This window comes from Flavobacterium sp. LB2P53 (assembly GCF_003970305.1).
In the GTDB taxonomy this organism is placed as follows: domain Bacteria; phylum Bacteroidota; class Bacteroidia; order Flavobacteriales; family Flavobacteriaceae; genus Flavobacterium.
Map to the genome: position 1 here is coordinate 233346 of NZ_RYDG01000004.1, position 20136 is coordinate 253481.

At 35.5% G+C, this 20136-nt stretch carries 20 protein-coding genes; 7 read left to right on the forward strand and 13 right to left on the reverse strand.

Translation table 11 applies throughout. From position 1 onward, the window contains the following. Positions 1 to 13 precede the first annotated feature (13 nt). From ffh to EKL95_RS07265, 5 genes are all read left to right on the forward strand, one after another. On the forward strand, positions 14 to 1363 hold the full coding sequence (gene ffh, locus EKL95_RS07245; RefSeq protein WP_126461544.1) for a signal recognition particle protein: 1350 nt from the start codon (positions 14 to 16) through the stop codon (positions 1361 to 1363). A 77-nt stretch (positions 1364 to 1440) separates the two neighbouring features. Continuing rightward, positions 1441 to 2322 carry a bifunctional 5,10-methylenetetrahydrofolate dehydrogenase/5,10-methenyltetrahydrofolate cyclohydrolase gene (locus EKL95_RS07250; protein ID WP_126453576.1) on the forward strand — a complete coding sequence of 294 codons (882 nt, stop codon included), beginning with the start codon at positions 1441 to 1443 and terminating at the stop codon, positions 2320 to 2322. Between the two features lie 225 nt (positions 2323 to 2547). Continuing rightward, positions 2548 to 3474 carry a magnesium transporter CorA family protein gene (locus tag EKL95_RS07255; RefSeq protein ID WP_126563850.1) on the forward strand — a complete coding sequence of 309 codons (927 nt, stop codon included), beginning with the start codon at positions 2548 to 2550 and terminating at the stop codon, positions 3472 to 3474. 273 nt (positions 3475 to 3747) lie between these two features. Then, positions 3748 to 5391 carry a M14 family metallopeptidase gene (locus EKL95_RS07260; RefSeq protein ID WP_126563851.1) on the forward strand — a complete coding sequence of 548 codons (1644 nt, stop codon included), beginning with the start codon at positions 3748 to 3750 and terminating at the stop codon, positions 5389 to 5391. 60 nt (positions 5392 to 5451) lie between these two features. Further along, positions 5452 to 7206 (forward strand): M14 family metallopeptidase, encoded by a 1755-nt coding sequence (locus EKL95_RS07265; RefSeq protein WP_126461532.1) that lies wholly within the window; start codon positions 5452 to 5454, stop codon positions 7204 to 7206. A 130-nt stretch (positions 7207 to 7336) separates the two neighbouring features. Here the strand turns inward: EKL95_RS07265 and rluF are convergent, their stop codons facing one another. The 4 genes from rluF to EKL95_RS07285 all read right to left on the reverse strand — a co-directional run bounded on the left by rluF (position 7337) and on the right by EKL95_RS07285 (position 11024). Then, entirely contained in the window at positions 7337 to 8149 is an 813-nt protein-coding gene (gene rluF, locus EKL95_RS07270) for a 23S rRNA pseudouridine(2604) synthase RluF (protein WP_126563852.1), read from the reverse strand. Between the two features lie 109 nt (positions 8150 to 8258). Continuing rightward, positions 8259 to 9107, reverse strand: a complete 849-nt coding sequence (locus EKL95_RS07275) for an alpha/beta fold hydrolase (RefSeq protein ID WP_126461526.1) — start codon at positions 9105 to 9107, stop codon at positions 8259 to 8261. Between the two features lie 39 nt (positions 9108 to 9146). Beyond that, on the reverse strand, positions 9147 to 9926 hold the full coding sequence (locus EKL95_RS07280; RefSeq protein WP_126453591.1) for a zinc ribbon domain-containing protein: 780 nt from the start codon (positions 9924 to 9926) through the stop codon (positions 9147 to 9149). Positions 9927 to 9929: 3 nt separating this feature from the next. Continuing rightward, entirely contained in the window at positions 9930 to 11024 is a 1095-nt protein-coding gene (locus tag EKL95_RS07285; protein ID WP_126461523.1) for a Nif3-like dinuclear metal center hexameric protein, read from the reverse strand. Positions 11025 to 11150: 126 nt separating this feature from the next. Here EKL95_RS07285 and lpxK point away from each other — a divergent pair, with 126 nt between their 5' ends. Next, the gene (gene lpxK, locus EKL95_RS07290) at positions 11151 to 12176 is read left to right on the forward strand and encodes a tetraacyldisaccharide 4'-kinase (RefSeq protein WP_126563853.1); all 1026 of its coding nucleotides are present in this window, start codon (positions 11151 to 11153) and stop codon (positions 12174 to 12176) included. Next, positions 12148 to 12960, forward strand: a complete 813-nt coding sequence (locus tag EKL95_RS07295) for a purine-nucleoside phosphorylase (protein ID WP_126563854.1) — start codon at positions 12148 to 12150, stop codon at positions 12958 to 12960. Before lpxK ends, EKL95_RS07295 begins: the two co-directional genes overlap by 29 nt. 3 nt (positions 12961 to 12963) lie before the next feature. On the opposite strand, the gene EKL95_RS07300 is transcribed toward EKL95_RS07295, so the two are convergent. The 9 genes from EKL95_RS07300 to murB all read right to left on the reverse strand — a co-directional run bounded on the left by EKL95_RS07300 (position 12964) and on the right by murB (position 20101). Beyond that, on the reverse strand, positions 12964 to 13275 hold the full coding sequence (locus tag EKL95_RS07300) for a response regulator (RefSeq protein ID WP_126563855.1): 312 nt from the start codon (positions 13273 to 13275) through the stop codon (positions 12964 to 12966). A 184-nt stretch (positions 13276 to 13459) separates the two neighbouring features. Further along, on the reverse strand, positions 13460 to 13687 hold the full coding sequence (locus EKL95_RS07305; RefSeq protein ID WP_126563856.1) for an ATP-binding protein: 228 nt from the start codon (positions 13685 to 13687) through the stop codon (positions 13460 to 13462). Between the two features lie 55 nt (positions 13688 to 13742). Next, positions 13743 to 13916 (reverse strand): tetratricopeptide repeat protein, encoded by a 174-nt coding sequence (locus EKL95_RS15400; protein WP_126562342.1) that lies wholly within the window; start codon positions 13914 to 13916, stop codon positions 13743 to 13745. Positions 13917 to 14055: 139 nt separating this feature from the next. After that, positions 14056 to 15066: a type I glyceraldehyde-3-phosphate dehydrogenase gene (gap, locus tag EKL95_RS07315; protein ID WP_126563885.1), complete on the reverse strand. Its 1011-nt coding sequence runs from the start codon at positions 15064 to 15066 to the stop codon at positions 14056 to 14058. Positions 15067 to 15133: 67 nt separating this feature from the next. Then, entirely contained in the window at positions 15134 to 16003 is an 870-nt protein-coding gene (gene lipA, locus EKL95_RS07320; protein ID WP_126453603.1) for a lipoyl synthase, read from the reverse strand. 630 nt (positions 16004 to 16633) lie between these two features. Further along, positions 16634 to 17185 carry an RNA polymerase sigma factor gene (locus EKL95_RS07325; protein WP_126461508.1) on the reverse strand — a complete coding sequence of 184 codons (552 nt, stop codon included), beginning with the start codon at positions 17183 to 17185 and terminating at the stop codon, positions 16634 to 16636. Next, positions 17176 to 18282, reverse strand: a complete 1107-nt coding sequence (locus EKL95_RS07330; RefSeq protein ID WP_126461505.1) for a glycosyltransferase — start codon at positions 18280 to 18282, stop codon at positions 17176 to 17178. The genes EKL95_RS07325 and EKL95_RS07330 overlap by 10 nt, the downstream gene beginning before the upstream one ends. A gap of 112 nt (positions 18283 to 18394) precedes the next feature. After that, entirely contained in the window at positions 18395 to 19009 is a 615-nt protein-coding gene (locus EKL95_RS07335; RefSeq protein WP_126563857.1) for an FMN-binding negative transcriptional regulator, read from the reverse strand. Between the two features lie 78 nt (positions 19010 to 19087). After that, positions 19088 to 20101: a UDP-N-acetylmuramate dehydrogenase gene (gene murB, locus EKL95_RS07340; protein ID WP_126461499.1), complete on the reverse strand. Its 1014-nt coding sequence runs from the start codon at positions 20099 to 20101 to the stop codon at positions 19088 to 19090. Positions 20102 to 20136: the final 35 nt, after the last annotated feature.

Consider the following 20136-nt stretch of genomic DNA (forward strand, 5'->3'; position numbering starts at 1 on the left):
GAGAAAAAAAAGTATGTTCGATAATTTAAGCGATAAACTAGATAAAGCCTTTCATATACTTAAAGGTCACGGAAAAATCACGGAAGTAAATGTAGCCGAAACGTTGAAAGAAGTTCGAAGAGCCTTGCTTGATGCGGATGTCAACTTTAAAATCGCCAAAGATTTTACCACCAAAGTAAAAGAAAAAGCAATTGGACAGGATGTATTGACAACGCTTCAACCTGGACAATTACTAGTAAAGTTAGTAAAAGATGAATTGACAGAATTAATGGGTGGTGATGTTGCCGGAATCAATCTTTCCGGGAATCCAACGGTTATTTTGATGGCTGGTTTGCAAGGTTCGGGGAAAACTACTTTCTCGGGGAAATTAGCGAATTATCTTCTTACAAAAAAGAACAAAAAACCACTTTTGGTGGCCTGTGATATTTACCGTCCAGCGGCAATTCAACAATTATATGTAGTTGGAGATTCGATAGGAGTGGAGGTATATTCTGAGCCAGAAAATAAAAATCCGGTTGAAATTGCTCAAAACGCAATCAAACATGCAAAAGCAAATGGATTCAATGTCGTGATTGTCGATACTGCTGGTCGTTTAGCTGTCGATGAGGAAATGATGAACGAAATAGAACGTGTTCATAAAGCCATCGAGCCACAAGAAACCTTGTTTGTAGTGGATGCAATGACCGGACAAGATGCTGTGAATACAGCAAAAACCTTCAACGAAAGATTAAATTTTGATGGAGTTATTTTGACTAAATTGGATGGAGATACGCGTGGTGGAGCAGCAATTTCGATCAAATCAGTTGTTAATAAGCCCATTAAATTCGTAGGTACAGGGGAAAAGATGGATGCCATTGATGTGTTCTATCCAATTCGTATGGCCGAAAGAATTTTGGGAATGGGAGATGTTGTGTCTTTGGTCGAAAGAGCCCAAGAGCAATTTGATGAAGAAGAAGCACGAAAAATACAAAAGAAAATTGCCAAAAATGAATTCGGTTTTGATGATTTCCTTTCTCAAATTCAACAAGTAAAGAAAATGGGTAATATGAAAGATTTGGTTGGAATGATACCAGGTGCTTCAAAAGCCATGAAAGATGTGGAAATAGAAGACGATGCTTTCAAACATATTGAAGCCATTATTCACTCGATGACTCCAGTTGAAAGGAGCAAGCCGGCTCTAATTGACGTGAAAAGAAAAGCCCGAATTGCTAAAGGCTCCGGTACCAAAATCGAACAGGTGAATCAATTGATGAAACAGTTCGAACAAATGAGCAAGATGATGAAAATGATGCAAGGGCCAGGAGGTAAAAACCTTATGAAAATGATGGGTGGTATGAAAGGTGGAATGCCAGGAATGAGATAAAATGAGTCAAAAGCCGAAAGTCTTAAAGTTGTAATGACTTTAAGACTTTCGGCTTTAATACATTAAACTAAATAAAAATGCAATTACTAGACGGAAAAAAAACTGCGGAAGATATAAAAAGCGAGATTGCTATTCAAGTGCAGAAAATGAAAGCTGACGGGCAGAAAGTGCCCCATTTAGCAGCGGTTCTTGTTGGATCAAACGGCGCAAGTTTGACTTATGTTGGCAGCAAAGTAAGATCATGTCAACAAATAGGATTCGAATCTACATTGGTTTCTTTAGCGGAAGACATCTCGGAAGTTGAATTATTGGCAAAAATCAAAGACCTCAATGAAGATGATGAATTAGACGGTTTCATTGTTCAATTGCCTTTGCCCAAACACATCGACGAGCAGAAAATCCTGATGGCTATTGATCCTGATAAAGATGTGGATGGATTTCATCCAACCAATTTTGGAAAAATGGCTTTAGAAATGGAAACGTTTTTGCCCGCAACGCCTTATGGAATAATGGAATTGTTAGAACGTTACAAAGTAGAAACAGCGGGCAAACATACTGTTGTTATTGGACGAAGCCATATTGTGGGTCGACCAATGAGTATTTTGATGAGTCGCAAAGGTTATCCAGGGGATTCAACTGTAACTCTTACGCACAGTAGAACCAAAAATATAGAAGAATACACTAAAAATGCCGATATCATTATTACGGCTTTAGGAGTTCCTAATTACCTAAAAGCAGATATGGTGAAAGAAGGTGTTGTGGTTATTGATGTGGGTATTACCAGAGTGGAAGATAGTTCACATCCAAAAGGATATGTGATTACCGGTGATGTTGATTTTGAAAATGTAAGTAAAAAAGCATCGTTTATTACTCCGGTTCCGGGTGGAGTAGGACCTATGACCATTGCAATGTTATTGAAAAATACGCTTTTGGCACGGGAAATGAAAAGAAATAAATAAAGAGAAAATAGTTTTGATTGAAAGCCTTAGACAGTAGTTTAAGGCTTTTTTTAGTTTAAAAATGTATAAAATTCTGATAATTGAAGCGGAAATGGAATTTAAAGAATACTTTTGTACCACTTAAAAAAACCTTTAAAATGGACGATTATTATTCGGAAATGTTGAACTAATATAGCGCTTGAACGATTTTCAAGAGGCTGTACATAAACCTATAGAATTTTTGAAATGAAAGCTTTTTACAAAAACAATAACGGATTAATTGCCACCGCTGAATGGACTCCAAACTGCTGGATAAATATTGAATGTCCTACCAAAGCCGAAAAAAAATATTTACTCGAAGACATACAAATTCCCGAAGCCTTTTATAATGATATTGAAGATATTGATGAAAGACCAAGGATAGAAATTGAAAATGGTTGGACTTTGATTATCATGCGAATTCCTGTGAAGAGTAATGATGTGAAGTTGCCTTTTCATACGATTCCTGTTGGAGTTGTTTTTAAAGGAGAAGTTTGTATTACCATCAGTTTTCATAAAACGGAAATGCTTACTGATTTTGTAACCTATACCAAACGTAAGAATATAAACATTAAAGACAACTTCGATTTAGTGCTCAAATTATTGCTTTCTTCCAGTGTTTGGTTTTTGAAATATTTAAAGCAAGTCAATCAAAAAATAAGATTAGCCGAGGACAATTTAGAAAAGTCAATTAAAAATGAAGAATTACAAGCGTTGCTTCAAATAGAAAAATGTTTGGTATTCTTTATGACTTCCTTGAAAGGGAATGATATCCTATTGCATCGAATCAAGAATATAAAGTCCCAAAAAGAATATTTTGATTTAGATTTACTGGAGGATGTTGAAATTGAATTGCGTCAGGCACAGGAAACCACTAATATTTATAGCGACATCTTAACGGGAACTATGGATGCGTACGCTTCTGTGATTTCTAATAACATGAATGCGATTATGAAGCAGATGACTTCGATTTCGATTATTCTGATGATTCCAACATTGATTGCCAGTTTGTACGGAATGAATGTGCCTAATGATTTACAAGACAATCGTTATGGAATCTGGATTGTCATTTCTGTATCTGTTTTATTATCTGCTTTTGGTGTGTTTTTGTTCAAAAGAAAAAGATGGTTTTGATAGAAATAGATTTCAACTTTAAATTTCACTATTCCTGAGACTATGGATTTACTTTAATAGTGTATCAAAAAGTTTTAATTTTCCAAAATAATGATTTTGAAATAAAAGTATAATACTATGTTTAGGGTTAAATAATAGCTGTATACACCAAATAATGGTCTTTTTTAGAGTTAAAGCGCCTTGTTAATGATGGCTTTATAAAATATTTTTCGCATAATTTAGGATAGGCCAAATTTATAAACTACATTTATTTCTCAAATAAATTACTATCTAATGAGAAAAAAATTACTGTTTTTATTCGTACTTTGTTTTGGTATCACTCACGCTCAAAAGGACTACCTGAGCTATGAAAACCTTACTAAAAGTCTAAAAGAGCTTGACGCCAAAAGTAAATATTGCACTGTAAAATCAATTGGTAAAAGTAGTGGAGGCAGAGAAATATGGGTAGTAACAATTTCCGAATCAACCACTCCAAAACCAGCTTTGCTTATCACAGCCGGGCTTGACGGAAAATACCGTGCTGGTACACAGATCACCTTAAAAATGATTGATAACGTATTGAAAAACGAGAAGTTAGCTGCGATTTTAAAAGAAAAAACGATTTATTTTGTTCCTGCTGTAAATCCGGATGCCATAGATGCTGCTTTTGGTGCTGTAAAAATGGAAAAGCGCGGTAACGATAACAAAACAGATGATGACAGAGACGGTAAAATAGGCGAAGACCCTTTTGAAGATTTAAATAAAGATGGTTTAATTACGCAACTTCGGATTGAAGATGTAACAGGAAGTTTCATTGAAAGCCCAGAGGATTCCCGTGTTTTAATAAAAGCAGATCCAACAAAAAATCAGGTTGGCAAGTATGTTTTAATTTCAGAGGGAATTGATACCGATAAAGACGGAATGTTTAATGAAGATTTTTCAGAAGGAGTCAATATCGACAAAAATTTTACTTTTGACTATCCTGCTTTCGAAAAAGGGGCAGGAGTTTATGTAGCTTCTGAGCCAGAAACCAGGGCACTTCTTGATTTTTTATATTTGAATCAGAATATTTATGGTGTACTTACTTTTGGGATGCACAATAATTTATCTGAGACTCCAAAGTATGATAGTAAGTTAGCTAGTTCTAGAATTATTAAAGGATGGTTAGAAAAAGATAGTAAAGCAGCAGAGCAGGTTTCTAAATTATATACCCAAAAAGCGACAATCAAAGGCGGCCCTAAAATGCCGATGACCAAAGGAAATTTTGCGCAAACCGCTTATTTCCATGCAGGGAGATTCAGTTTTTCAACACCAGGCTGGTGGGTTCCTAAAGTAGAGGCTAAAAAAGATTCGCTGTATTCTAAATTAGAAAAGCCAGCAGAAAAAGATAAAGAGGAATTGAATTCAGAAGTCTCTTTTTTAAAATGGGCTGATAGCCAAAATATAAAAAATGTTTTTGTTGACTGGTCAGTTATTAAACATCCTGATTTTCCAAATCAAAAAGTAGAAGTAGGAGGTTTTATCCCTTATGCTCTGAACAATCCACCTGTGAAATTTTTAGAAGAAACAGCGAATAAACATGTGCTTTTTGTGGAAGAACTTTTGGCAGCCATGCCAAAAATTGAAACAAATGTTCCCGAAGTAGAAAAGATAAAGGAGAACTTATACCGCGTCACTATAAAAGTGGCCAATAAAGGGTTGCTGCCTACTTATACTGAAATAGGAGACAAAATCCGATTTGTTTCTAAAATGAAAACAGAAATTCTACTCCAAAAAAATCAAATCATGGTTTCTGGCAGGAAATATTTTATCCGTAATAGTATGCAAGCGGATGAATCAGAGGAATATTCATGGTTGATTTCAGGTACAGGAAAAGTGACGATCACTACAGGTTGTGCCACTGCAGGATTTAAAGAGGTAATTGCTGATTTGAAATAATAAGTTGACTTCAAAAAAATAAAAAAGGATATTGAATCCTCACCGATAAAAAGTAAAAAAATGAAAAAATACATACTATTCAGCTTGTTCAGTTTTGTTTTTTGGGTTACTAATGCTCAAAAAAATGGTATTGCTCCACAAGATTTAAATGGCATCCGTGCCATTGGTTCCCCTGCTAATCCCAAAGTAAAAATGACTTGGGATCAGTACCATGATTATGCACAGGTGACTCAGCTAGGAAGAGATTTGGTGAAAGCCTATCCAAATTTAGTTAAAATGGAATCCGTAGGGAAATCCTATGAAGGAAGAGATCTTTGGGTATTAACGATCTCTGATTTCGATTCCGATAAAGTTGAAAACAAGCCTGGTTTTTATATCGATGGCGGAATTCACGCAAATGAAATGCAAGGTGTTGAGGTTGCCATGTATACGGCATGGTATTTAGCGGAGAGTTTTCAAACTATTAAATTCATAAATACTTTATTAAAAGAAAAGGTGTTTTATATTGTAATGACTATCAGTCCTGACGGGCGGGAAAATTTTATTTACAAACCGAACAACTCTAATACCTCTCGTTCAGGAATGCGTCCTTTTGATAATGATGGTGACGGTCTGGTGAATGAAGATACGCTTGATGATTTAGATAACGACGGGAATATCGTGATGATGCGCAGAAAATCAAAAATAGGACGATGGAAAACAGATCCTAAATATCCTACTCGCATGTATCAGGTCAAAGGAGATGAAATAGGAGACTATGAAATGTTAGGGTATGAAGGTTTAGATAACGATAAAGATGGTTTAGTAAATGAGGATTTGATTGGGACGTATGATCCAAACCGAGATTGGGGATGGAATTGGCAACCTAATTATGTTCAAAATGGGGCATTGTTTTATCCAGGTACACTTCCTGAAACCCGTGCTATAAAAGCCTTTATTATCAATCATCCCAATATTGCCGGAGCACAAAGCTACCATAATTACGGCGGAATGTTTTTAAGAGGTCCCGGCGCTGCAGAAGACGATGCGTTATTTGCTCCACAAGATATTGAAGTGTACGATAATATTGGAAAGTTAGGGGAAAAAATGATTCCCGGTTATAATTATTTTGTAATTCACAAAGACTTGTACACTGTTTATGGTGGAGAAATTGATTTTTTGTCTTTGACTCGAGGGATATTTACTTTTAGTAATGAATTGATGACTTCCTATAAGTTATTTAACCAAAAAAATACCGCTGGACGATGGGATAATGATGAATTCAATGAATTTGATAAATACCTGTTGTTTGGTGATGGCTATGTAGAATGGAAGGAGTTTAATCATCCGCAGTTTGGCGATATTGAAATAGGAGGTCCTAAAAAGAATTACATTCGGAATCATCCGGGGTTTATGATTCAGGAAGATGCACACAGAAACATGGCGTTTTCATTGTACCATGCGTATCAGACTCCAAAATTAGAAATTGTAGGTATTGAAACTGAAAAGCTTTCAGGGGATTTAGTTGCAGTGACTGCCACAATTATGAATACAAGGATCATTCCAACCCATTCGCGACATGATGTAAAAAACAAGATAGAGCGTCCTAATTATATCAGTTTAGCGGGTAGTACCGTTGTAGCGGGTATGACAGTTCAAAACGAAGATTTGAATTTATTTACAGAACAAAAATTCAGTCCAGAGACCATTGCAGTACCTATTATTGAAGGGATGGGTAATGTAAAAGTAAGATGGATCGTTAAAGGAAATCCTTCAGGAGCAACGGTAAACGTTTCCAGTGCCAAAGGCGGAACAGTCTCTGAGAAAGTAAAATAGATAAATACTACTGTGGTTTTTAATCAGTACAAACGTGTAATTTGTTTTAGAGTGAAGTGCTATTCAGTACGCTTTAAAATGGTTTCTAAAAACCCAGACTAGCTCTGGGTTTTTTATTTATAATTGTTTTTTAATAATCGCCTCGTCCTTTAAATCTAGGATCATCTCTTTTGATAAATTCCGTTCTTCTTTTTGGTACTTCTGTTTTTGGTAAACTGGCTTCTTCGGTTTTGATCGAAGGTTCGATGAGTTCGTTTAATTCTTTGATTTCGGTATCAGTCAAATCACGGAAACGACCCACAGGAATGTCCAGCGAAATATTGATAATTCGGATGCGTTTTAATGCCGTAACTTCATACCCCAGGTATTCACACATTCTACGAATTTGACGGTTTAAACCTTGTGTCAACACGATTTTAAAAATGGTAGAACTAATTTTTTCTACCTTACATTTTCGGGTGACGGTGTCTAAAATTGGTATGCCATTTCCCATTTTTTCAATAAAACGATCGGTGATGAGTTTGTTGACCGTTACGGTATATTCTTTTTCGTGATTGTTTCTTGCACGTAGTATTTTATTGACGATATCGCCGTCATTGGTCATAAAAATCAATCCTTCACTGGCTTTGTCTAATCGTCCTATAGGAAAAATACGTGTGGGATAATTAATGTAATCTACAATATTATCGCGAACCTCCAGATTTGTGGTGCATTCAATTCCTACCGGTTTGTAGAAAGCAAGATATACAGGTTTTTCATTTTTCTCACGGATTAGTTTACCGTCAATACGCACTTCATCATTTGGTGAAACTTTAGTGCCTAATTCCGGTACGACTCCATTGAGGGTTACTCGACCTTCTGCAATGATTTTGTCAGCTTCGCGGCGGGAGCAATACCCGGTTTCTCCTATGAATTTATTGAGTCGTTTTAGATTTTCTTCCATGATACAAAAGTAATGAATTTGGAAATAGTTATAGGAGTTTTGTATAATCTTTGTCATTTGGACAAAGCAGAAATGGCATAACGATAATACTATTCTGATGGTGTTTGTTCTACTCCGTTTCAAATAAAAAGCGGGAGACTTTTTTATACAACCCATCGTCATGCATGCTATGCCCTAACCCATTAGTTTCAATGAAAATAGAATTTTTCCAGGTGCTGGCTATTTTTTTTCCTTCTTCAAATAAAACAACTGTATCATTAGTGTCATGAGCGATTAATCCTTTTGTTTTTATTTTAGTAGCAAAATGCTTGGCTGAGAATTTTTCAAGTTTTAGTTTAAAATGGTGTAGATAATGTGCTTCAAGTCCTTTTGAAATTTTAGAGTTTAAACTCAACATTGCAATATAATTATCGAGAATGATTTTGAAATCACTCGGCGATCCTAAAATCACCATTTTCTCAATAGTGTTGTTTTGATAAACAGATTGATAATACAAGCAGGTTTTTCCTCCTAAGGAATGGCCAATTAGGTATTGCGGTTTAAATTTTTGAACTATAAAATCAATAGATTTAGCATATTGGGGAATATTAAATTCCTTTCCACTTGATAAGCCATGAGCAGGAGCGTCGATTGCTATGATTGTACTACCGGATTTTTTTAAATAGGGTACCATTTTTTTCCAGCGTGAGGCATTGCTTTCCCATCCATGCACGAGGAGTATTACAGTATTATTTCCTTTCCAAGTATAGGTTTGAATGTCGTGTCCGTTATGCTGAAAAGTTTCCGCAGCTGTTTCTTGTAGTATTTTAGGAAGTTTTGCAGCAGTAAGCCTGCCTTCTCGGGGTTCGCTAAAAAGAGAATAAGCAAGTTGGGTTGCCTTGTCAAGAAATACGTAGCTTAATAAATTTACGTATAATCCAATAGTTTTAGTAAACAGATAATAAAGTATTTTTTTCATAAAAAAAAAGTCCCGATTGGTATCGGGACTTAACTATAATTAGAATTTAGAAAACAATTGTTCCATTTTCTCTTTTTCTTCGTCAGCCAATACACTGTCGACTAATATTCTTCCGGAGTGTTCATCAGTAATGATTTTTTTTCTGGAAGCAATTTCTACCTGTGTTTGTGGGGGTATCGTGAAGAAAGATCCTGCAGAGGCTCCTCTTTCGATAGAAACAACAGCTAAACCATTGCGAACACTTGTTCGGATTCTAGTGTATGCTTTTAGCAATCGTTCTTCTATTAAAGCTTGGTATTCTTGTGATTTCTCAGTTAAGAACGCTTCTTCTTTAGCTGTTTCTGCCATAATGGCGTCTAACTCTGATTTTTTATGCTTTAAGTGATTTGACTTCGCTTCTAATCTTTCTTTAGAACTAGAAATTACTTCTTTCTTGTGTTCGATTGAAGCTTTCATTTCTTTAATTTGTTTTTCAGACAACTGAATTTCTAATTCTTGAAATTCAATTTCTTTAGTCAACGAATTAAATTCTCGGTTGTTACGAACCGTTTCTTGTTGCTTAGTATATTTTTTGATGGACTCTTTGTGCTCATCAATTGCATTCTTTTTTACTTTGATTAGATCCTCAACAACTTCGAGTTCTCCTTTCAGTTTTTCTGAACGGGTGCTTAAACCTGCAACTTCATCTTCTAAATCGTCTACTTCTAAAGGAAGTTCTCCTCTTACGTTTCTGATTTCGTCAATTCTAGAGTCAATAAGTTGTAAATCATAAATTGCTCTTAACTTGTCCTCAACACTTAATTCTTTCGTATTCGCCATATTCTATAAGTACTTAACTGGATTTGAATTTTCTTCTGATAAAATAACTGCAAAATTAAGGATTTTTTTCCGAAGATACTCAACAATATAATTTTTTGTATAACGTTCGCTTTCAAAATGTCCTATATCGGCCAAAAGCAACTTGTTTTCGGCCTCATAAAATTGATGGTACTTCAAATCGGCAGTCAAATAGGCGTCTGCTCCGGCCTGAATTGCATTTTTTATGGCAAAACTTCCCGCTCCGCCAAGCACAGCTACTTTTTTAATTGTTGCACCTGTAAAACCGGAATGCCGAATTCCGCCGCACTCCATTTTTTCTTTTGCAAAAAGCAGAAACTCTTTTTCATTCATGGGATTTTTTAATTCGCCTATCATGCCTAAGCCAATATTTTGGTGTTGGTTTTGCAATTCATAAATTTCATAGGCCACTTCCTCATAGGCGTGGCTATTGAATAAGGCTTTCAGGATTTTTTTTTCTAAATGTTTTTCGAAAGTGACTTCGATTTTGATTTCGTCACCTTGTACAAATTCAAATCGTTCTCCAACCTGCGGATTGCTGTGCTCGTTTCCCATATAGGTTCCAATTCCTTTCGAATTAAAACTGCAATTTGCATAATTCCCAATCGTTCCCGCTCCTGCGTCAAAGAGGGCATTTCGTACTTCTTCCGCATTTTTAGGAATCGTGTAGGTTACTAATTTCCGAATGAAGTTTTGCTTTGGAATCAGGATTTTAGTATGTATTAATCCTAATGCATCACTAAATATTTTATTTACACCTTCTTGATGATTGTCTAGCGCAGTGTGAACGGCATATATAGCTATGTCATTTTTTATGGCTTTGATAACAGCGCGTTCCACGTAGTTTTTACCCGTTATTTTTTTCAATCCAGAAAATAAGATGGGATGAAAACAAACCACCAGATTGCATTTTTTTGCAATTGCTTCGTCAATTATATTTTCTAAAGCATCATGGCAAACTAAAATACCTGTAGCCTCCGTTTCCTGATCGCCAACCAATAGTCCTACATTGTCAAAATCTTCAGCATAGGCGAGTGGCGCCATTTCTTCGAGTACGTCTATTATTTCTTTGATTTTCATGTTTTTGACTCTGATTTACACAGATATATATTTATACACAGATTCAAAGTTATTTTTAATTTGCGAAAATTTGTGAAATCTGTGTTAGATTTTTAAATCAAAGATAATTTATTCTACTTTCGTAAAATGAATTTACTTCGAAAATTACTATTCCCTTTTGCCGTTTTGTATGGTTTAGTAACGTGTATTCGAAACTTTCTTTTCGATAAAGGGGTTTTAAAATCATACTCGTTTGAATTGCCCATTATTGCTGTTGGGAATCTTAGTGTTGGAGGAACCGGAAAAACGCCCCAAATTGAATATTTGATTCGCTTGCTTTCGGATAAATATAAAATTGCTACACTAAGTAGAGGCTATAAAAGGCAATCTAAAGGTTTTATTTTGGCAGAAGCCACTTCGAATGCGGAAACCTTGGGAGATGAACCTTTTCAGTTTTATCAAAAATTCCCATCGATTCAAGTTGCGGTTGATGCCGACAGAAAAAATGGAATAGAGCAATTGCTTTCGCAATCCATAAAACCAGAAGTGATTTTGCTTGATGACGCTTTTCAACATCGAAAAGTAAAAGCGGGTTTTTATATTTTATTGACTTCTTATGGTGATTTATATTCGGATGATTGGATGTTGCCAACCGGGAATTTACGCGAAAGCCAAAGCGGAGCGGCAAGAGCGAATGTGATTATGGTGACTAAATGTCCTCATAACCTTTCATTTGAGGAGCAGGATGACATTAAAAAGAGGCTAAAAGTTGGTAAAAATCAAGAATTATATTTTACTTTTATAGCATACGATGGTTATATTTATGGTGAAAATTTAAAGATAAAGGGGAATGAAATTCAAGATGCTGCTAAGGTACTAGTGGCAGGAATTGCAAAACCGGAACCATTTTTCGCCTATTTTAAGGATACTAATGAGGTCTGTTTGTCTTTTCCGGATCATCATAATTTTACCGATAAAGACATTTTAGAAATTAAAAAGTTAGCTCAAAACAACATGATTATCACTACCGAAAAAGATTATATGCGATTGAAAGGAAGTTTACCAAGCGGACAACTCTTTTATCTGCCTATAAAAAGTACTTTTATTTCCGGGAGTGAAAATTTTGATAAAACAATTACAGATTATGTGGGAACAAGTACAGGAAACCGTTAGTTACATTAAGCAAAGAATTGATTTTACGCCAGAATATGGTGTGATTTTAGGATCAGGATTAGGGAGTTTTACCGATGAAATGAAGGTAGAATATACACTGCCCTACAATGAAATTTTAAATTTCCCTGTATCGACGGTACCAGGTCATAAAGGGGCCTTGGTTTTTGGAACAATAGGCGGTAAGAAAGTAGTGGCCATGCAGGGACGGTTTCATTTTTACGAAGGCTATTCGATGACTGAAGTGACTTTTCCGGTGCGAGTGATGAAGTTTTTAGGGATTGAGAAATTAGTGGTTTCAAATGCATCAGGCGGTGTGAATCCGGCTTATAAAGTAGGCTCTATTGTGATGCTTACGGATCACATCAATATGACGCCGGAGCACCCTTTACGTGGGAAAAATGACGAACGTTTTGGACCTCGTTTTGTAAATATGAGTGAGCCGTATTCGAGAAAAATGATTGCAAAAGCGACTGAATTAGCTAAGCAACTTCATATCGAGGTTCATGAAGGAATTTATCTGGGGCTTCAAGGGCCTACTTTTGAAACTTTGGCTGAATATAGAATGGTCAAGATTCTTGGTGCAGATTGTGTTGGGATGTCAACCGTTCCTGAAGTAATTGTGGCCCGTCACATGGATCTGGAGACCTTTGGAATTTCTGTAATTACGGATATGGGTAATGAAGAAAGTATTGGCACTATTTCACACGATGAAGTATTGGAAGCAGCAAAAAAAGCTGAACCGCAAGTGAGGAGTCTTATTAAAGAATTGATTTTAAACTATTAATGACTAGATGTATTCAGCGATTGTTATGTAAAATTCCTCTGGGGCGAACGGTTTTGTAATGACTTCATTCATTCCAAAAGACAAGAGCATTTTGCGGTTTTCATGCAATGTGATCGCCGTAAACGCTATGATGGGGGTGGTTTTATCAAATATTCTAATCAATTCTGTAGCGATTGTGCCGTTGATACCCGGTAAATGAGCGTCCATAAGAACCAAGTCAAATTTGCTTTTTCGAACTAAATCAATGGCATCTTCCCTATTGTCAACTAATTCACAAATGATTCCTTTATTGATGAGTATCTTTTTAGTGATCATTTGGTTGATTTTATTGTCCTCTACCAAAGTATTTTTTATTCAACAATTTTGAATCATAGTTTGCTTTTGGTTTGGTTTCTTCTTGTAGTGGTTGTTCGCTTATTTTAAAGTCCAGCAAGAATGAAAATGTAGATCCTTCTCCTAACAGTACTTTTTAGTTTAATTTGGCCGCCCAGTATTTTAATTAATTTTTTACGATAGTTAATCCTAGCCCCGTGACGCCATGTTTTTGATTTACTTCTATGGGACTTTGGGAAAAATTGTCAAAAACACTTGCCAGTTTATCTTCGGGGATTCCAATTCCGGTATCAGTAATTTCATAATATAAAGTTGCATTTTCATTCTGCAAAGAGTGCAGTTTGGTAATTACGTGTACGGCTCCGTTTTGTGTAAATTTTAGCGCATTGTTGATTAAATTTCATTTGGGTTTTCTACCAATAACAAATGGGTAATTCCGTTGATGGCATTCAGAGGGGTTTAAAACTTGAAAATAAAGTCGCGCTCTTAGAGAACGTTTCTATGGCGTTATCATACTCTTTTAAATCAAAATAAATTTTACCCAGATTATAATTCTGAAGTGCTTGATCTTCTATGTTTTTATTTCGAGTCGCATAAAGGATTGCTTTTTGAGGGTGTAGCAGTGCCTCTTTTAATTGTTAGTTTGAATGCTGGAGTTCCTTAACTAGTGTAATATAAAATACTGTCCGTTTTCTCTGTAGATTGAGGAAACAGTGAGGATTAAAAAACAATAATAAACACGAAAAAATAATTCATTTGTAATTAAATTTTTTCGTGGTTATTTTCTGTCAATAGTATTAGGTCAATTATTCTGGATGAATAACCAATTTCATTATCATACCATCCAACTACTTTTACCATTTTATCAATAACCGAAGTGAGTTGAGCATCGAATATACAAGAATTTTTATTGCCAATGACATCAACTGAAACAATTGGGTCCTCGGTATAATCTAAAATACCTTTTAAAGTAGTTTGTGCAGCATTTTTGAAGGCGGCATTTATTTCCTGTATTGTTACTGTGCGCTTTACATTGAATGTGATGTCAGTCAAGGAGCCGTCAGGGACAGGTACCCGGATGCCGCAACCGCCAATTTTACCTTCAAACTCGGGAAATATTTTTGTCAACGCTTTTGCAGCGCCAGTTGTTGTGGGTACAATAGATTGACTTGCTCCTCTGGCGCGACGCAAGTCTTTATGTGGTTGGTCGTGCAGACTCTGGTCTGTGGTGTACGAGTGAATCGTAGTAATGTAGGCTTGTTCTATACCGCAAAGGTCATTGATTACTTTGATCATTGGAGCGGCATTATTGGTAGTACAGCTGGCATTTGATATAATGGTTTCCGTTCCGTCAAGTATACAGTCATTGACACCTAAAACGACTGTTTTGATAGCGTCTACTTCTGATGGTGCGGAAAGGATTACTTTTTTGGCCCCAGCCAAGATATGGGCATTCAGCGCTTCAAAAGTCTTGTATTTACCTGTGGATTCGATTACGTAATCAATGTCTACACTTTTCCAGTCCAGATTGGAAATGGTTTTTTCATGGAAAAACAAAAAATGATTTCCGTCTACCAGAATTCCTTTTTCATCATCGCTGACCGTAAAGGGTAACACCCCGTGAATACTATCATATTTCACTAAATGGGCCATCGTTTTCTTGTCGGCAATATCATTTATGGCAACAACTTCTATTGAGGGATGGTTTAAAAGTAATCGGAATAAATTTCGGCCGATTCTTCCAAAACCATTTATGGCAATTCTTGTTTTCAAATGGATTCGTTTATTCATTTATTCGTTTATTTGGTTAACCGATTAAACAAATAAACGAATAAACTATTTATAAAATATGTTTTTGTGCTTTATATGAGGAACGTACTAATGGTCCGCTTTCTACATGACGGAACCCTAGTTCTAAACCAAATTTCTCGTATACTGCAAATTGATCGGGTGTTATGAATTCTTTTACCGGCAAATGTTTTTTGCTGGGTTGCAAGTACTGACCTATTGTAACAATATCCACATTGGCTTCCCGCAAGTCCCGCATGGTTTGAAAAACTTCGGCTTCCTGCTCGCCCAGACCTAGCATAATACCTGATTTTGTTCTCTTAATTCCTTTTTCTTTCAAGTAGCGTAATACGGCTAAACTTCTGTCGTATTTTGCCTGAATGCGGACTTCACGGGTTAATCGGCGTACCGTTTCTACGTTATGCGAAACTACTTCAGGATTGGCTTCTACGATACGGTCAATATTTCTTTCGATACCTTGAAAATCAGGAATCAGCGTTTCCAGTGTTATATTGGGGTTCATTCTTCGAATGGCTTTTACGGTTTCTATCCAAATGATTGAGCCGCCATCTTTTAAGTCATCTCTGTCAACGCTGGTAATCACGGCGTGTTTGATATTCATGATTTTGATAGAACGCGCTACCTTCTCGGGCTCATCCCAATCTACGGTTTCGGGTCTTCCTGTTTTTACCCCGCAAAAACCACAAGAGCGCGTACAAGTGTTTCCCAGAATCATAAAAGTTGCTGTTCCTTCACCCCAGCATTCACCCATATTAGGGCAACTTCCGGAGGCACAAATTGTATTTAAGCTATATTTGTCCACTAAGCCACGAAGCTCAGTGTATTTTTTTCCTATTGGGAGTTTTACCTTCAACCATTTTGGCTTTGCAGTTGGTAAAGTATTTTCTAAAACTATTTCCATATTTAAATTTTCAAAGTACAAAGATAAGGAATAGAGTTTATTTGTAGATTCGTTTCGTTGTTTATTTGAATAAAGAGATACGGATACTTTGGCAGTACTAGAGTCGCTTTTCTTAGGAAGTAGTCGTTCTGATTTTCGGTATATCCATGCTTTTTGCTATGTTTCTCGAAATGGCGGCAAGGGATACCACTACCATCAGAGCTCAATTAGATTAAGGTACACTCGTAAAAAAAATCAGGTATAAAAAAGCTTCAAAATGAATGGAATCTTTTTTATATCTGCTATTTGTTTTCTATTTCATTTTTGGAATTATTCAATTTGTTAGAGTTTTATGGAATAATGAAGTATATGTTTTTCATGGTTGTGAAGATGTAGAAAATTCTCAAGGATATGTAAGTAATTATAAAGAAGGAGATATTATAGGAAGACCGTTAGTTTATTTTACTTTTTTTGGAATAGTGACGAGTCTGATAATAGACATATATTGAATTTAAAAAACAAGATAAACTTTTTAAGTAAGTTACCCTTTTTGATATTTCCAATAATAATTTTGGGGCTTTTATATTTTTTTGGTTTAGATAATAAATTTGAAAATCAAAAAATAGATTTGCTATATTTTTTAAGATAAATTTACCTTCTACTTTTAATGATTTCTGCCAATAATTTCTTGGCACGAAGCAACTTAATTTTGACATTACTTAGCGGCTCATCAATCTTGTTTGCAATTTCCTGGTAACTCATTTCCTGAAAATAACGCAACTGTATCACCTCTTGATAATGGGGTTTCAATTCTTTAATGAATTGCAGTAATCGGGAAAGATTTTGTTCCGTTATCAATTCATCTTCCGCAGATGGAGTAGTGTCGGCAATATTGTAGGCTTGCTGATCGTGTTCATCGGTAATTTCTACAAAAAGACTCGATTTTTTTTTCCGCAATAAATCGATGTGAACGTTTTTTGCAATAGCAATAAGCCAGGTGTTGAACTGGAATTCCGCATTGTAAGTGGCTATTTTATCAAAAGCTTTCGAGAACGTCTCAATGGTGATATCTTCGGCATTGGTTTCGTTTTCGGTGCGTTTCAGCATAAAACCATATACTTCATTCCAGTAATGATTCAACAGAAAAGTGAAGGCAACTTGATCGCCTTGTTTTGCTTTTTCTATCTGTTCGTTTATTTCCAATGGACTGGTTTTGAGAATGTATTTGTTATAAAAATATTGATTTGAGTAAATAGCAATACCAATTCAATTATTGGATACCAATATACAACATCTTTTTCTTTTAATTTGCCTGCCGAAAATCCGATGACAATCCATGTTACAAGATACCGAAGCGCAATTAAACTAAGCACTAATATCCATTGGAATTGAAAAGACAGCAATACAATGGGCAATAAAATGAATAACAATTGCGAACAGTAAAACAGACCTAATTGTAATTTATCAAAAGGTTTGTAATAATTTGCCGTAGCCACATGTCGTCTTTTTTGAATCAGCCAGTCTTTGTAAGTTTTTTTTGGTCTGGAAAGCGTAATGCTTTCCGGCGTGAAAGCAATAGTGGTATTTCTAGCATTTGCCGCCTGGTTTACAAATAAATCATCGTCACCGGAACGAATTTGCATGTGATCAATAAAACCATTTACATTGAAAAACTCTTCTTTTTTATACGCTAAATTTCTTCCTACACCCATGTACGGATGTCCTGTTTTTGCCCAGGAAAAATATTGAATCGCGGTTAACAAAGTTTCAAAACGAATTATTTTATTCAGGAAAGAATTGGCAATTTTTTCATATTTCCCATACCCCAACACGATAGTTTTTTGCATCGTAAATTGAGAACTCATGGCTGTTATCCAGTCCTTTGAAGTGGGATAACAATCCGCATCAGTGAATAGTAAATACTCTTTTTTTGCGGCTTTTATTCCTAATGTCAACGCATATTTTTTGTTTCCCCAAAAGGCTTCGTTGTTTTGTACTTTTACCAAACGAATATTTGGATATTGTTTTTCAAAACCTTCAAAAATAGCCAGAGTAGCATCACTTGAGGCATCGTCAATCAAGACAATTTCAAAATCAGGATAGTTTTGTTCCGCCAGTAAAGGGATGAAATTTGCTGCATTTTCTTCTTCGTTTTTGGCACAAACAATAACTGAAATGGGGATTCTTTTTGGTGTTATTTTTTGGATTTTGGCGAAAGCAAATTTCCCAAAAACACCTAGATAATATAAAATTTGAACCGCAATAATAAAAATAAAAAAGTAAAGAATTAGTATAAGCATCTGAGTTTAATGAGTGTTTAAATCCCCGATCCCGAAGCTTCGGGACGGCAGAGTGCAAAGGTATGAATAGAATTATGAATTGTAAATTATAAATTATGATTTTTAAAAGAATTTATAGTAGGCATTTCTTCATCTCATTTGCAACTGCTATTGACTGAAAATCTTTTGTTTTTTCTAACTCAGAAATGATGTTTTGATGGTTTTTTTCGTCTCTGTTTTGAGATAATTTTTTTGTGGCTTGAATTTCAGTTATTTCAATTTCAAAGGCGACAATACCGCGAGTTTGCATCATGGTTTTTTTAGATAAATCTGCTATACGAATCGGGTTTTCAGAATTCTGTTCGTACTTATCGACCAGTTTTTTTAAGGATTCAATGATGGCTTCTCCTTTAATAATTTTTATTTTTCCGTACACATGAACCGCAATATAGTTCCATGTTGGAACATTTTCATGATCGTACCAAGAAGAAGAAATATAACTGTGAGGTCCGGAAAATACAGCTAAAATTTCGTCGTTGTCTATAAAACCATTCCATTGTGGGTTTTCTTTAGAAATGTGCCCACATAAAATTTCCTTGCCTTCTTTGTTGGTTTCCAGTTCCAAAGGAATATGTGTGGCACACAATTTCCCATTGGTTTGATTGATTAAAATACCAAAACTATTCTCTTGCAGAAATTTTTTGATTTCTTCCTGATTTTCGTTTTTGTAGATTTCTGGAGTGTACATTTTAGGATTGGGTTTTTGGGAATTAGGAATAGGGATTAGTAAAACGATTTTAAAATTTATTGGACTAATGCCTAGCACCTAAATCACATTTACTTCGGCCTCAATATGGATGCCAAAAATTTTAAAAATAGTGTCCTGAATATTTTTAGAAACATTCAAAATTTCCTGTCCGGTTGCATGACCATAATTCACTAAAACCAGCGCTTGATTTTTATGGATTCCGGCATCGCCAAAACGTTTTCCTTTGAAACCGGCCTGTTCTATCAGCCATCCAGCAGGAACTTTTACTTCAGTTTCTGAAATATCAAAATATTTCATTTCAGGAAATTTCTTGTAAATTTTTTCGAAATCGGATTTTAACAGAATCGGATTTTTAAAGAAACTGCCACTGTTTCCCAATACTGCCGGGTCGGGTAATTTGCTTTGTCGAATGGTAATTACAGCATTGCTGACGTCCTTTAAAGTCGGATTGCTGATGTTATTTTTGGTTAATTCAGCCGAAATATCGCCGTAAGAAGTATTGATTTTATGGTTCTTTTTAGTCAATTTAAAAACAACTGATGTAATGATGTATTGGTTTTTTATTTCGTTTTTGAAAACACTTTCCCGGTAACCAAAATGACATTCGTCCTTTGTGAAAATTTTTATTTCCTGATTTGCTACCGTCATTGCTTCACAGGAAACAAAAGTATCTTTGATTTCAGTTCCGTAAGCACCAATGTTTTGGACCGGCGTAGTCCCTACATTTCCGGGAATTAGTGACATGTTTTCTAATCCTCCAAAATTTTGATCGATGGTCCAAAGCACAAATTCATGCCAGTTTTCGCCCGCCTGACTTCTGACCCACACAAAGTCTTCGTTTTCTTCAAGGATTTTTTTGCCTTTCAAATCGATATGAATCACAAGGGCATCAATGTCTTTTGTCAAAAGCATGTTGCTACCTCCGCCCAAAATAAATTTTTGCTGCGTTTTATTTTCTTGTAAAATAGTTATCAAATCCTGTATAGAATGAATGGCGACAAACTGTTTTGCTTTGGCTTCAATACCAAATGTGTTGTATTTTTTTAAAGAGAAATTAGGTACTATTTCCATAAAAGAAAGGGCGTTTTGTGTTGTTGAATCCTGCA